The 13,407-nt window shown below is 65.7% G+C and carries 17 protein-coding genes; 11 read left to right on the forward strand and 6 right to left on the reverse strand.

Going from position 1 to position 13,407, the window contains the following annotated elements; genetic code table 11:
• A partial coding sequence (locus tag EKL94_RS10665) for an MFS transporter (protein ID WP_126929080.1) occupies window positions 1–1,147 on the reverse strand: 1,147 nt, incomplete at its 3' end.
• Window positions 1,148–1,255: 108 nt separating this feature from the next.
• On the opposite strand from EKL94_RS10665, the gene soxR reads away from it, so the two are divergent.
• A complete protein-coding gene (soxR, locus tag EKL94_RS10670) occupies window positions 1,256–1,726 on the forward strand; it encodes a redox-sensitive transcriptional activator SoxR (RefSeq protein WP_312023658.1) in 471 nt (156 codons plus the stop codon).
• Window positions 1,727–1,817: 91 nt separating this feature from the next.
• Window positions 1,818–2,303 (forward strand): hypothetical protein, encoded by a 486-nt coding sequence (locus EKL94_RS10675; RefSeq protein ID WP_126929082.1) that lies wholly within the window; start codon window positions 1,818–1,820, stop codon window positions 2,301–2,303.
• Window positions 2,304–2,317: 14 nt separating this feature from the next.
• Here the strand turns inward: EKL94_RS10675 and EKL94_RS10680 are convergent, their stop codons facing one another.
• A complete protein-coding gene (locus EKL94_RS10680) occupies window positions 2,318–2,779 on the reverse strand; it encodes a methyltransferase family protein (RefSeq protein ID WP_126929083.1) in 462 nt (153 codons plus the stop codon).
• A 153-nt stretch (window positions 2,780–2,932) separates the two neighbouring features.
• Between EKL94_RS10680 and EKL94_RS10685 the strand changes: the two genes are divergently transcribed.
• Entirely contained in the window at window positions 2,933–4,954 is a 2,022-nt protein-coding gene (locus EKL94_RS10685; RefSeq protein WP_126929084.1) for an esterase/lipase family protein, read from the forward strand.
• A gap of 75 nt (window positions 4,955–5,029) precedes the next feature.
• Here the strand turns inward: EKL94_RS10685 and EKL94_RS10690 are convergent, their stop codons facing one another.
• Window positions 5,030–5,722, reverse strand: a complete 693-nt coding sequence (locus tag EKL94_RS10690; protein WP_126929085.1) for an alpha/beta hydrolase — start codon at window positions 5,720–5,722, stop codon at window positions 5,030–5,032.
• A 119-nt stretch (window positions 5,723–5,841) separates the two neighbouring features.
• On the opposite strand from EKL94_RS10690, the gene EKL94_RS10695 reads away from it, so the two are divergent.
• From EKL94_RS10695 to EKL94_RS10725, 7 genes are all read left to right on the forward strand, one after another.
• Window positions 5,842–6,753, forward strand: coding sequence for an AraC family transcriptional regulator (locus EKL94_RS10695; RefSeq protein WP_126929086.1), 912 nt, complete (start codon window positions 5,842–5,844; stop codon window positions 6,751–6,753).
• A 70-nt stretch (window positions 6,754–6,823) separates the two neighbouring features.
• Complete coding sequence (hchA, locus tag EKL94_RS10700) at window positions 6,824–7,696, forward strand: glyoxalase III HchA (protein ID WP_126929087.1); 873 nt, start codon at window positions 6,824–6,826, stop codon at window positions 7,694–7,696.
• 5 nt (window positions 7,697–7,701) lie between these two features.
• Window positions 7,702–8,406 carry a PA1136 family autoinducer-binding transcriptional regulator gene (locus tag EKL94_RS10705; protein WP_126929088.1) on the forward strand — a complete coding sequence of 235 codons (705 nt, stop codon included), beginning with the start codon at window positions 7,702–7,704 and terminating at the stop codon, window positions 8,404–8,406.
• 87 nt (window positions 8,407–8,493) lie between these two features.
• Window positions 8,494–8,727, forward strand: a complete 234-nt coding sequence (locus EKL94_RS10710; RefSeq protein ID WP_006433851.1) for a hypothetical protein — start codon at window positions 8,494–8,496, stop codon at window positions 8,725–8,727.
• Window positions 8,728–8,862: 135 nt separating this feature from the next.
• Complete coding sequence (locus EKL94_RS10715; RefSeq protein WP_312023659.1) at window positions 8,863–9,102, forward strand: hypothetical protein; 240 nt, start codon at window positions 8,863–8,865, stop codon at window positions 9,100–9,102.
• A 43-nt stretch (window positions 9,103–9,145) separates the two neighbouring features.
• On the forward strand, window positions 9,146–9,370 hold the full coding sequence (locus tag EKL94_RS10720) for a hypothetical protein (RefSeq protein ID WP_260473415.1): 225 nt from the start codon (window positions 9,146–9,148) through the stop codon (window positions 9,368–9,370).
• Window positions 9,371–9,505: 135 nt separating this feature from the next.
• Window positions 9,506–10,360: an endonuclease/exonuclease/phosphatase family protein gene (locus EKL94_RS10725; protein WP_126929091.1), complete on the forward strand. Its 855-nt coding sequence runs from the start codon at window positions 9,506–9,508 to the stop codon at window positions 10,358–10,360.
• 19 nt (window positions 10,361–10,379) lie between these two features.
• Here EKL94_RS10725 and EKL94_RS10730 read toward each other — a convergent pair whose 3' ends face one another.
• Window positions 10,380–10,643, reverse strand: coding sequence for a hypothetical protein (locus EKL94_RS10730; protein WP_126929092.1), 264 nt, complete (start codon window positions 10,641–10,643; stop codon window positions 10,380–10,382).
• Window positions 10,644–10,783: 140 nt separating this feature from the next.
• On the opposite strand from EKL94_RS10730, the gene EKL94_RS10735 reads away from it, so the two are divergent.
• Complete coding sequence (locus EKL94_RS10735; protein WP_126929093.1) at window positions 10,784–11,161, forward strand: VOC family protein; 378 nt, start codon at window positions 10,784–10,786, stop codon at window positions 11,159–11,161.
• Between the two features lie 41 nt (window positions 11,162–11,202).
• Here the strand turns inward: EKL94_RS10735 and EKL94_RS10740 are convergent, their stop codons facing one another.
• Window positions 11,203–12,624: an efflux transporter outer membrane subunit gene (locus EKL94_RS10740; RefSeq protein WP_126929094.1), complete on the reverse strand. Its 1,422-nt coding sequence runs from the start codon at window positions 12,622–12,624 to the stop codon at window positions 11,203–11,205.
• Window positions 12,618–13,355 (reverse strand): SDR family oxidoreductase, encoded by a 738-nt coding sequence (locus EKL94_RS10745; protein ID WP_126929095.1) that lies wholly within the window; start codon window positions 13,353–13,355, stop codon window positions 12,618–12,620. The genes EKL94_RS10740 and EKL94_RS10745 overlap by 7 nt, the downstream gene beginning before the upstream one ends.
• Between the last annotated feature and the right edge of the window lie 52 nt (window positions 13,356–13,407).

Raw genomic sequence — 13,407 nt, forward strand, 5'->3', positions numbered from 1 at the left:
CCCCCACGAGGGGGCGCGCCCCCGAGATCGGCACCATCTGCAACCACAGACCCGTGCCCCGAGCCGGCCCCCGGAGCGCCCGCCCTATCATGCCCACCCACCCCAGCGCCGGGCCGATCATCAACGCCCGGTCAACGCCACGCCCGTTGAAACCGGAGCCGACCAACGAGCCGAGCGTCCAACCGGCCGCCATCAACGCCGCGAGGTAGCCCGCAGCAAGCGGTGATTGCTGATGCAGCACCTGCAGGAACAGTGGCACGAAGACCTCGCCGCTGGTGATCATCAACACCAGCAGCGACATCAGTCCATACAGCGCGGCCAGCGGCGAGCGGAACCGCAGAGCACCGGCGGGAAGCAGCGTCTGCTTCGCGCGGGACTCGATCCTCACCAGCACCACTGCGAGGAACACGGCCATCGCGATGCCGATGAAGTTGTTGACTGCGCTCGAGGATGTACTGCCAAGGGAGACGCTGATGACGGCCAGGGTCAGCAGCAGGATCTGCAGCCACGGGACCGAAGGCCTGGCGGTCGCTGAAGACGATGCCTCCCTCTGCGGAAGGACCTTCGACGCCAGCAGCGCGAACAATAGGGCAACCGCGGTGACCGACCAGAACGCGGCCCGCCATACGCCCCATTCGGCGAACACGCCGCCCACTGCGGGCCCGATCAACGTCGCCACGCCCCACATCCCCGAAACCAGGGCCATCGCGCGGGGCCAGAGCGGCTCTTCGAACGCGAGCCGGATCATGGCGTAGGCCAGCGCGAACAGGAAGCCACCGCCGACACCCTGCACCAGCCGTCCCACCAGCATCATCGGCATCGAGGTCGCGAGCGCGCAGATCACCGCACCGGCTGCGAAAATGAGCGCCGCCAGTGCGTAGCTTCCACGAGGCCCGGCACGTTCAAGCAGCTTGATCGACAGTGCCGACCCCAGGATGGACGCGACCACGAAGAGCGTGGTGTTCCATGCGTAGAGATCCAGGCCGCCGATGTCCTCCACCACGGTTGGCAACATGGTGGTGGCGATGTAGACATTGACCGCATGCAGTGCGACCCCGCCCGCCAGGGCAAGTGAGCGCACTGCATTGCGGCCGGACAGGAGATCGCCCCAGCGGGTGCCGGGGACGACGATGCCTTGCTGTTCCATTTTCGTTCAAACCTATGATTCATGACCTGCAGCCCAGGATTCACATGCAGGAAAAAGGGGAACTGCCTTATAAAACCTCATGTATTGATGAGGTCAAGGAACCCGGCCATGAAGATCGATGTCAGCGTTCCGCTTTCCGTGGGCGAAGTCGCGCGTCGCAGCGGGGTCAGCATTGCCACCGTGCACTTCTACGAAGCCAAGGGGCTGATCCATGGCTGGCGCAACAACGGCAACCAGCGCCGCTACCGCCGCGACGTGCTGCGACGTATTGCCGTGATCAAGGTCGCACAGCGGGCAGGCGTTCCTTTGGCCACGATCAAGGTCGCGCTGGATGATCTTCCGGCCGAACGGGCGCCCAGTTCAAAGGACTGGGCAAGGCTGTCCAGCAACTGGCGTGACATGCTGAACGAGCGCATCCGCAGCCTGGTCCAGCTGCGGGACCAGCTCGACGGCTGCATCGGCTGTGGTTGCCTGTCACTGAAGGACTGTCCATTGCGAAATCCTGGCGACCAGTTGTCACAACGCGGCGACGGCGCCGTATTGCTTGAATCAGACGACGGCAGCCGCGGCGGGCCCTGATCCATGGCTGCACGCGGCACTGACTGAAACATCGCACAATGAGGCGGCATCCTCCGTCCGTTACTGCCCACTTCCTACAGAAGGATCTGCGATGAGAACCGTGATCATCACCTCTGCCCTGCTCCTGGCTGCTTTCGCCGCGGCCCCGGCTGCGCACGCGGCCGCACCCGCCATCGCGCCGCCCGGCACCGCAACGCTCGAAGCCCTGCTGGCCTGCAAGGCAGGTTCGAACTTCAGCGAGGCCGAGGCCATCGATGCCCTGCAGGCAGCCGGCCTGGCCAGGAAGCCTGGTGGCACGTTCGAGCCGGAAACCACGCCAGTCGCCCTGTTCGGCGGTACCGTCACCCATGCCGATGTGAATGTCGCCGAGGGCGAGAAAAGCATCTTCGTCTACTTGAACGGTGTCGACCCCAAGCGCCTGGCCAAGACCTGGTCGGTGACCACCGTCAACGAATACGCCAACACCGAAGCACCGTCCTACGTGAAGCGCATCGACAAGCGCCACACCCTGCACGTGATTGCCGGTGACGATTACGAAGGTTATTCCGCTGCCGTGAAGTGCCAGATCACACCGTGACTGCCTGACCCGCGCTAGAGCCAGCGCCGTACCCGCTGGCGGAAGGCTGCGTATGCCTCGGGAAAGCGGGCCGACAGTGCCTGCTCTTCCGGCACGATCTGCCATCGGTTGATGTACAGCACGAACAGCGGCACGGCCAGCAGTGCGGCCAGGTTCTGCAGGTACAACATGGCGCCTGCCAGGACAGTGGCCTGGCCCAGATACATCGGGTTGCGCGTGTAGCGGTACACGCCGTGCGTGACCAGCACGCTCGACGTCGCCGGCCGCAGGGGGTTGACCGTGGTGCCCACGCGCCGGAATGCCAGCTTCGGCAGCAGGTTCAATACCACGCCGAAGGCCATCACCAGACCCGCAAGCAACTCCGGCATGGGTAGCTGCAACGCCCCGCCCGGCTGCCATCGGCTGCCCATATAGCCGATGGCGGCGCACAACAGCATCACAAGAGGCGGAGGAACACGGGTCTCAAGCCATCCCATCGCAGCCCTGCATTCATCCTGTTCACCCCAGTGTCACACGGAAATGCCTGAATCGCCCGGTTGGCGGCACTTCCGCGCTCCAAACCGACCGCCCGGTATCTTCCGCTTTGACATGCCGACCGCTAGAGTGGCGCCACCGCGCAGGAGGATCGTATGGCAACCACGGGCTTGGGCTTCATCGGCCGCACGACCCTCATCATCACCGTGCTGCTCACCCTGGGCGGCTGCGCCACGTTGCGCCAGTTCGGGCCGTCGGTGCAGGTGGCCTCGGTCACGCCCGGCCAGTACATCGCCCTGAAACGCGGCGACATCCTGACCACCGGCAAGCTCAGTTCGGCCACAATGGAGACACTGCGCGTGGCCGGCCTCGACGAAGGCGTCTGCGCCAAGCCCGGCCTGCCCTGCATCGAGGCCATGGAAGGCAGCATCGTGGTACGCGAGGAGGACAAGCGCTCAAGCCTGGCCGAGCTGTGGCTACAGTATGCGATGACCCTGCCCGCGCCCAAGCGCGAGTACTCCACATCAGGCCGCGCCAAGAGCGCGATCACCGAACTGGATGCCGACTTCCAGCCGCGCCTGGACGCGTGGATGCAGGTCGCACGGCAGGCCTACGCCTACCTGTTCTTCACCGAGCGCACGGCCAACCAGCGCGGTTTCGAAGACCGCCAGACCCAGGTGCGCGACTACTACAACCTGGCCGTGCAGGAAGCCTCGGTGCAGTTGTACAACGCCTATGCCACCGGGCGCGTGCATGCTGAAGCCAGCCATTTCCAGCTGGGCCGCTGGACCTTCGTACTGGCGCCTTCAGGCGAGGCATCACCGCTGGATACGCGCACGCCCACCGAACTGGTACCGGCGGCCTCGCTGTCGTTCACCGGCACGCTGCGCAGCGTGCATCGCCGCGATGGCTTCGGTGCCGAACTGGTGGCCGTGATGGAAGACCCGGCCGCCACCACGGCCGCCACGACGCCGGCCACAACACCCACAACGCAGGCCACCACACCGGTCACGCAGAGCTGGAGCGAGATGCCGTCGCCATCGATGACGGTGCTGCTGCGCTTCTCCGGAAAGAACCTGTGGGAAGTACTGCACGACGACGAGCCGGAACTGGAGATCCACGATCCCTACCAGGTCACGGAAGTCACCCTGCATGGACAGCAGGTGCCATTGGCCGCGAACTTCACCGCAGGCTACGCATTGTGGCTGGCGCGCTCCAATTTCAGCCACCAATCGCTGCGTTCGCTGTTTGGTGGCAAGGGCGGCATCGACACACCGCATCTGTACATGATGCAGCCCTACGACCCGAACCGCCGCGTGCTGCTGATGATCCATGGCCTGGCCAGCAGTCCGGAAGCCTGGGTCAACGTCGCCAACGAGCTGATGCGCGACGACGAGATCCGCCAGGACTTCCAGGTCTGGCAGTTCTACTACCCGACCAACATGCCCATCGCGATGAGCCACGATTCGATGCGCCACACGCTGGATGAGGTGTTCAAGCATTTCGACCCCAGCGGCAAGGCGCAGGCTTCGCATGACATGGTGCTGGTCGGGCACAGCATGGGTGGCGTGATCGCGCGGCTGATGATCTCCTCTTCCGGCGATCATCTGGTCGACACCCTGCTGGAGACTGCGCAGATGTCGCCGGCACAGCGTGAACTGCTGCGAACCAAGGGCGCACCGGTGCTGACCTTCCTGCCGGAGCCGGAAGTATCGCGCGTGGTATTCATCGCCACGCCACACCGCGGCACCGATGTGGCGGGCACCCGCCTGGGCCGCTGGATCGGTCGCCTGGTGCGGTTGCCGCTGACCGTGCTGGAAGACGTCGCCACCATCGCCAACGACGGCCAGATCGATCGCAACGACGGCAAGCACGGCTACCAGATGAACAGCATCCAGAATCTGGACAAGGACGATCCCTTCGTCCGCGCCGTGGCCGACCTGCCGATGTCACCGAAGGTGCACTACCACTCGATCATCGCGCGCGCCAAGGCCGATGGTCCGCTGGAAAAGACCGACGACGGGCTGGTGCCCTACTGGAGCTCGCACCTGCCGCACGCGGATTCGGAGAAGGTGATCGTGTCCGGGCACAGCGTGCAGGAAGCCACGCCGGCCATCGTCGAACTACGGCGGATCCTGCATGAAGACATGCAGGAGCACGACCGGCAGAACAAGTAACGCGCAGCGTGGCGGCATCACGGCAGCGGCGCTCTGGCCGGCCGGGACACCGCCACTGCGGCAGGACCGGGATACTCAGCCTTGTCCGTCGGACGCAGCGTCGGTGATCAGCTGGGCCACCGCTACCGGCTGCGACGCCAGCGATGCATGACTGGCATCCAGCGTGATGCTGGCACGTGGCTGCATGCGCGCCGCCATGCGCCGCTGGTTGTCAGGGTGGATCATGTGGTCCGCGCTGGAGACCTGGTACCAGCTCGGCTTGTGCCGCCACGCCGGGTCACTGACGGCATCACCGAACGTGCTCGCCAGCGGCGCCTTCTGGGTGACCGCCATCACCCTCGCCTCGTCGGCCTGCAGGTCCTGGCAGAAACTCTCGTGGAATTTGCCGGGCTGCAGCCACAGGTAGCCGTCGCTGTCCGGCGCCAGATTGGCCGCCGCCTGCGGCAGCTGCTGCTGGGTAATGCCGCCGGGACTCTCGCCCGCATCCGGCGCGAACGCGGCGATGAAGACCAGGCCGGTCACGTTGGGTTCGTTTCCGGCTTCGGAGATCACCGCGCCACCATAGGAATGACCGACCAGCAGCACCGGCCCCGGGATCTGGCGGATCATGCGCCGGGTCCGCTCTGCGTCGTCGGCCAGCGACGTCAACGGCAGTTCCACGGCATGCAGGTCGTGGAAACCCCGGCGATCGAGCTCCAGGATCACCTTGGCCCAATGCGCGGCGCCGCCCCAGAAACCATGAACCAGAATGATGCTTGGCTTGCTCATCTTGCAGAACTCCTCACTTGGATGGGATCGTTGCCTGACAGCCACCAGCGCTGCCTGAAGCCACCCGACCAGACTACGGATCGCCCCTGCCAGCGGCGATGCACGGACTCCTGAAAACCATGCCAAGGCTCCACACCACCGAATCACTTCAGGCCGGCTCCGACGCCTTGTTTGCGATCTTCCAGTCCTCGCGCATGCACGGCGGCGACATCACCCGCCACGTCGTGCGGCCCGGTGAATCCCGCATCATTGCCGAGGGACGCGGCTGCTTCCACTTCATCGAACAGGGCACGGCACGCCTGCATGCAGATGCCGCGGTGGTGCCACTGCAGACCGGCGAGCTGCTGTTGATGCCGCATGGCCGGACACATCGCATCGACTGCGCCGGCGACGCGCTGCAGCCTGCCCATCTGACCACGGCATCCTTTGGATTTGATGGCCCAGGCAGCCAATTGCTGCTTGATGCCCTGCCCGGCTGGCTGCATGTCCCCGGGGTGGACCGGATGCCGAACGGATTTCCCGCCAGCTCAGCCGATTGGGTGGCGGTAACGCTGGGCGCGATCCAGGTTGAAGCGGCCCGACCCACGCTGGGCAGTGGACTGATGCTGTCACGCCTGCTCGACCTGTTGTTTGTCTGGACGCTGCGCTACTGGCTGGGAACCTCCAGCCCACACAACTGCCAGCGTCTGCACGCGCTGGCCGACCCATTGATCGGGCGGGCACTGGCGTTGATGCAGGCACACCCCGCACAGGCGTGGACGGTCGAGTCTCTGGCCGCAAGCCTGAATCAATCGCGCTCGAATTTCGCGCAACGGTTCAGCCTGGCCACCGGCATGTCACCGATGCGCTATCTCGCTGGATCGCGGCTGCAGCTGGCAGCGGAGCTGCTGCGCAGCGGAAACCGGCGGGTTTCGCAGATCGCCGGAGACGTCGGGTATCTCTCCGAACCGGCATTCAGCCGTGCGTTCCGCCGCGCCTTCGGCATGAGCCCGAATGCCTGGCGCCAACAGATGGCAGCGTCGCGCGAATGAGGGGAAAACCCTCATCGCACGTACGCATCAGCCCTTCTATGCTGGCTCCACTACCCCACTGGAGGTCCGCATGAACACGCAAGAGCCCAGCCGCCACCCCAGCCCCGACCCGGCCGAGCGCGACGCCTTCTTCCCGTCGCCGTACTCGCTGTCACAGTTCACCTCGGCCAAGAGCAACCTGTCCGGTGCCGACTACCCCGACGCGCGCCGCGATGGCCGCTGGAAGGTGCTGATGATCGCTGCGGACGAGCGCTATCTGCCCACTGCCAACGGCCACCTGTTCTCCACCGGCAACCATCCGGTGGAAACCCTGCTGCCGATGTACCACCTGGACAAGGCCGGCTTCGACATCGATGTGGCCACGCTGTCCGGCAACGCCGCCAAATTCGAGTGGTGGGCGTTCCCGCGTGAGGACACGGAGATCGGCGGACTGTACGACCGCTACGAAGCCCGCTTCCGCAAGCCTCTGCCGTTGGATGAGGTGGTGGCAGGCCTCGATGCCGCATCGGATTATGCTGCCGTGTTCATTCCCGGCGGCCATGGCGCCCTTATCGGACTGCCGCAGAGTCGCGCGGTAAAGGCGGCCCTGCACTGGGCGATGGCCGAGCAACGCCACATCATCACCCTTTGCCACGGCCCGGCCGCATTGCTGGCCGCAGGCGTCGACGAGGCCGATGGTGGTTCGTTGTTCCGCGGCTACCGCATCTGTGCCTTCCCCGATGCGATGGACCGGCAGACGCCGGAGATCGGCTACATGCCCGGGCAGCTGCCGTGGTTCTTCGGTGAGCGCCTGGCGCAGCAGGGCGTGCAGATCGTCAATGACGGCATCGATGGCAGCGTGCTGCAGGACCGCCTGCTGCTGACCGGCGACAGCCCGCTGGCCGGTAATGCGCTGGGCAAGCTGGCCGCGCGCGCGCTGCTTGACGCCCTGGCCGGGCGCTGACCCGGATGAGCGAATTGGTGCAGGCGTTGCTGGAACTGGAACGCGCCCGCTCACTGAGTGCGGTGGGCGCGGTACTACGCGGCATCTCTGCACCGCTCGGCTACGACCGCGTGCTGGTGTTCGCCACCGGCACGGGGTTGGAGCGCGGTACCCAGCGCGTGTACTGGATCGAGGGCGACTGGTTCGGCGACGGCAGCAATACCGACCTCGCGCGCTACCTGCACGCCTGCCCGGTCAATCGCCACGTACTGGACAGTGACGCGCCGTTCTTCTGGAGCAAGCGCCAGGGGGTTCGCGGCGAACGCTATCAGGTGGTGAAGCAGCCACGTGGTGAAGGCCTGCACGGTCTGCAGGTGCCGGTGTTCGGCACCACCGGTCTGGAAGGCGCGATCAGTTTTGCCGGGACAGCGATCGATGCATCGGCCAGCGCGCGACTGCTGCTGGATGCTGCTGCAGCTGCAGCATTCCGTGCCGCACGCCGGCTTGCAGAGACACCCACCGAGCTTTCCGGAAGTGCGTTGAGCACGCGCGAGCGCGAGGTGCTGCGCTGGGTCGCCGCCGGCCGTCGCCAGGCGGAGATCGCGGCCACGCTGGGGCTTTCCGCCCGTACAGTGGAAAATCACCTGCGTCGCGCGCGCCAGCGCCTGGGGGTGGCAACCACCGCGCAGGCGGTACGCGCTGCCAGTCGGCGCGGCGAGATCGAGGACTGATCCGGGCAAGACACTTCCGGCAGTCTGGTTCGCATGTTACACACGCCTTGCGCATGTGCGCGATTGCAGAAAGCAAGGATGATGCTTATGAAACTGCAACTGGCCGCGATGGCCGCGTTGGTGGTGGCAACTGCAACCCTGGCTCCGGTGGCGGACGCCAACACAGGGGTCCCGAGAGAGAATGTTTCCTGTGTGCCAGTGAATGTGGACCGCAATCGTGTCCACCACCACTGCACGGAAACCTACACCGATGAATTCGGCAACGTCTACACCGCCGAGTACTGGATCGACGAGTACGGCAACCCTTACCTGCGCGACTGAGCCGGGTGGGGACTGCGCCGGACCGCCCCGCCGGGCCGGCGCGCATGCAGCAGCTGCCGCTCGATCGCATGCTCTATCGGGGGTAGTTGCACGACACCGCGCAGATGCGCGATTGCAGACACAAGGATGATGCCCATGAAACTGCACCTGGCCTCGATGGCTGCACTGGCCGTGGCCTTCGCCGGAATGATGTCGAGCGGCAACGCCAACGCCGGGGTAACCAGCCCACCCGGCAGTGTAACCCGCTGCGAACCCTTTGAAGTGGAGCGCTACCGGATCCACCAGCATTGCATCGTGACCATGCCCGATGCGGACGGCGACATTTTCCTCACCGAGTACTGGATCGACGAATACGGCAATCCGTATCTGATGTAATCCTCATAGACAAGGAGTGTGATCAATGACGCTGCACAATCGAATGACCGCTTTTTCCTTCGCTACAGTAGTTGCACTTGCTGCCCTGGTGCCTTCAGCGCCGGCAAATGCAGCCGAAGAAGTCGGCCTGCAGGAAGAGTGCGTGCCCTTCCGTGCCGGCTTCGGCATCCACCAGCGTTGCACGCTGTACGTGATCTATGACGATGGCACCCGCGTGGCCAGCGATCACTACAACCGCGACGAGAACGGGATGATGTACGACCCCTGATCGCCAAGTGGCATCTGCCGGGCGGTCGCACGCCGTCCGCCCGGCCCTTGGAGCCGCCCGTCCCGGCATACCGCTGCCCCCACCTTCCATGGCATGCTCCATGAAACCGTTTTCATGGAATGGAGGGATTCCACGATGTTGTCGCGCTTCCATCGCCCTGCGCTGTGCGCGCTGCTGGCGCTTGCTCTGCCTGCCGTCGCCTGGGCTGCTGCACCGGCGCCACTGAAAGTGATGTCGTTCAATGTTCGCACCCCGGCCGATACCGAACCGGGCAAGCGCTGGCCGGACCGTCGCGATGCCATGGTCAAGGTCATCCTCGATGCACACCCGGCCGTGATCGGCACCCAGGAACTGGTGAAGGAACAGGCCGACTTCCTGTCCGGGCACCTGCCCGGCTACCGCTGGTTCGGCGAAGGCCGCCGCGGTGGAAGCGGTGACGAACACATGGGCGTGTTCTACGACAGCAAGGTGCTGGCCATCGAGGAATCCGGCAACTTCTGGTTGTCCGATACGCCCGATGTACCCGGCAGCATCACCTGGGGCAACCTGTACCCACGCATGGTCACCTGGGCCCTGTTCCGGCGCCTGGACGATGGCCGTCGTTTCTACTTCATGAATACCCACCTGCCCTACCGCGACGAGGACGAACCGCGCCGGGTGAAGGGTGCCGAGCTGATCGGCAGGCGCCTGGAAGCCCTTCCGGCCGACCTGCCGGTGGTGTTGACCGGTGACTTCAACAGCGAGCCCGGTGGAGACACCTACAAGGCGTTCACCCGCCTGCTGCAGGACACCCGTACCCAGGTGAAGGCACCGCAGGGACCACGCCTGACCTTCCACGACTTCACCGGCAAGGCCACCGTGCAGCTGGACTGGGTGCTGGTACGTGGTTTCCATGCGCGCAGCTTCCTTACCGATGATCGTCGCATCGACGGCGTGCTGCCGTCGGATCATTTCCCGCTGGTGGTCGAGCTGGACTGGCCGAAGCACTGAATCTCCGCGGCAGCCGTGGCTACGGCGGCGGCTGCCGCGACAACAGCCGGTACAACGCCTGGTGCTGGTTGCGCGCCTGGCAGATGCGGGCACCGACAGCAAGGAACACGGCAACACCGATCAGCCCGAGCCCCAGCATCGGATCGGGCAGTCGCAGGAAACCGATCGCAGCAGCCATCGTCGCCAGCACCAGCAGCACAACGACCGCCACCGAAAGGCCCGCACCGGATGGCCCCGGGTCGCCAAACAGCATGCGCTGGGTATCCCGCCTGTCATCGCTCATCGTCTGTACTCCCTGGAATCTGCCCCACTAGTTACACGGCGGACACGGCGTCCGGCAGAGTCAGAAACGTCACGACTGTGACAACGTCCACAGCACATGCCGCGCTACTCTGCCCCCGTTCCCGAACTGTGGAGAACGTCATGGCACACCAGAGTCGCCTGGCCGGTTTCATCATCGATTGCGAGGGCATTCCCGCCGACGAAGGCGCCCGCTTCTGGGCCGCCGCGCTTGGCCTGCAGGCGCAGCCCGCCCGTGCCAAGGACGGCGCCGAGTACGCCGACCTGCAGGGCGCACCCGCGGGCCTGAACGTGGAAGTGCAACGTGTCGCACACCCTTCACGGGTGCACCTGGACATCGAGAGCGACGACATCTACGCCGAGGCCGTCCGCCTGGAGAAGCTCGGCGCGCGGAGGATAGGCTTCGTCAAACGCTGGTGGGTGATGGAAGCACCCACCGGCCATCGCTTCTGCATCGTGCGCATGCGCGAGCGCGAGGTACCGGCCAATCACTGGCCCTGAAAGAAGAAAGGGACGGAAGCCACTGCTTCCGTCCCCTGCGGTTACTGCACCTGCGCCACACTCGGCGGCTGCGGTGATTGACCCCAACCACCCAGCGCCTTGTACACACCCACCACGCTGACGTTGACCTCGGACTCGGCGGCCGCCAACGCATCATCGGCGGCCAGCTGCGTGCGCTGCGCATCCAGCAGGGTCAGGAAGTCCTCCGAGCCCTCGCGGTAGCGGATCTGCGCCAGCGACTCAGCGCGGCGTGCCGCCTGCGCCTGCTCGACCACGATCGCCAGCCGCGCCTGCTGCTTGGAATAGCGGGTCAGCGCGTTCTCGGTGTCTTCCAGTGCCAGCAGCACCGTCTGCTCATACTGTGCAGCCACACCCTCGGCTTCGGCCTTGCTGGCACGCAGGCGTGCACGCACGGTGCCGAAATCGAAGGCCGCCCAGCTCAGCGACGGCGTCAGCGACCAGGCCTTGTTGTTGCCGTTGACCAGGCCGCTGGCATCGCCGCCGAGGAAGCCGACGAAACCGGACAGCGACAGCCGCGGGAACAGATCCGCGGTGGCCACGCCCACCCGTGCAGTGGCAGCGGCCAGGCGACGCTCGGCCACGCGCACGTCGGCGCGTTGGCGCAGCAGCTCGCGGGTATCGCCCAGCGGCAGCGCCTTGGCGAATGCCGGCACTTCATGCGGCGCAAGCATGGCGGTCAGCGTTTCCGGACGCTGGCCCAGCAGAACCGCCAGACGATTGCGCGACTGCGTTTCGGCCACTTCCAGCAGCGGGATATCGGCCTCGATCGCCTTCAGTCGCGCACGGCTGCTCTGCACGTCCAGCTCACTGCCAGCGCCCAGCTCCCAGCGCGCCTCGGTCAGCTTCTGCGTCTCGCGCAGATTGACCAGGGTGTGCTGGGCCACGGCGATGCGCTTCTGCGTGCCGCGCAGCTCGAAGTAGTTACGCGCCACTTCGGCGGCAATCAGTACCTGCGCGTCGGCCAGGTTGGCCTGCTCGGCGTCGAGGTCGGCGCGCGCGGCTTCTGCAGCACGGCGCTTGCGGCCGAACAGATCCAGCTCCCAGCCCGCATCGAAGCCGAGCTGGTAGCTTTCACTGAACACCCGCTGCCCACCCAGCTGCGGATCGGGTTGCTTGCGGCGATCGTAGCGGCCGCCCGCGGTAACGTGCGGTGCCTGGTCGAAGCGGCTCTCGACGAACACCGCACGGGCCTGGCTGACACGGGCCACGGCCACGCGCAGGTCCAGGTTGTCCGACAGTGCGCCGTGTACCAGCTGTTCCAGCACCGGATCATCGAACTGCGCCCACCAGCTGGCCACCGGCGAGGTGGTGCTGAACACTGGCTGCTGCGCTCCTTGCAGCACGACAGGTTCCTGCACCGGGGCCTTGTAGTTGGGGCCGACGCTGACACAGCCTGCCAGCACCAGGCTGGAGACGGCCATCGCCAACGTGCGGATCACCATGGCAGCACCTCGCCCAGGTAGGTGAAGCTGCCGTTCGGACCTTCATGGCCGATCAGCGCCATCTGCACGCTGGAGCGCGCGCCTTCGCTGATTTCAATCTCGCCGTGGCCGCCGTTCATGTCGGTTTTCACGTAGCCCGGATGCACGGTGTTGACCTTGATCTGGGTGCTGCGCAGTTCATGCGCCAGCGCCAGCGTCCAGCTGTTCACCGCTGCCTTGGAGGCGTTGTACGCGGGGATCTTGAAATCATAGATGCCCGAGGTCGGATCAGCGTGCAGGGTCTGCGAGCCGAGCATGCTCGACACGTTGACGATGCGCCCGGACTTGGCCTGCCTGACCAGTGGCAGGAAGGCCTGGGTCACCGCAACCAGCGCGTACACGTTGGTGTCGAAGGTGCGCTTCCAGGTATCCAGCGACTGTTCCGACGGCGCCTGCGCCGGGTTCTCGATCATGATGCCGGCGTTGTTGACCAGGATATCCAGTCGACCGTGGCGCTGGCGCACCTGCTCGACCGCTTCGGCGATGCTGGCCGCGTCGGTCACGTCCAGCTGGATGGCTTCCACCGGCAAGCCCTCGGCCTGCAGCTTCAGCGCCTGCTCGACGGCGGTCTCGCGCTTGCGGCCGGCCAGCAGCGTGTGCACGCCGGCCTGGGCCAGCTGGCGCACGGTCTCGGCGCCGATGCCGCGGGTGGCGCCGGTGACCAGCGCGATCTTGTTCTGATGGGTGTTCATGGATTCTTGCCTTGTGAGGGGGAAGCCGCCGCCGGCCAGTGGCCGGCGGCGA

It is taken from the genome of Stenotrophomonas maltophilia, assembly GCF_003970865.1.
Lineage (GTDB): Bacteria > Pseudomonadota > Gammaproteobacteria > Xanthomonadales > Xanthomonadaceae > Stenotrophomonas > Stenotrophomonas maltophilia_AR.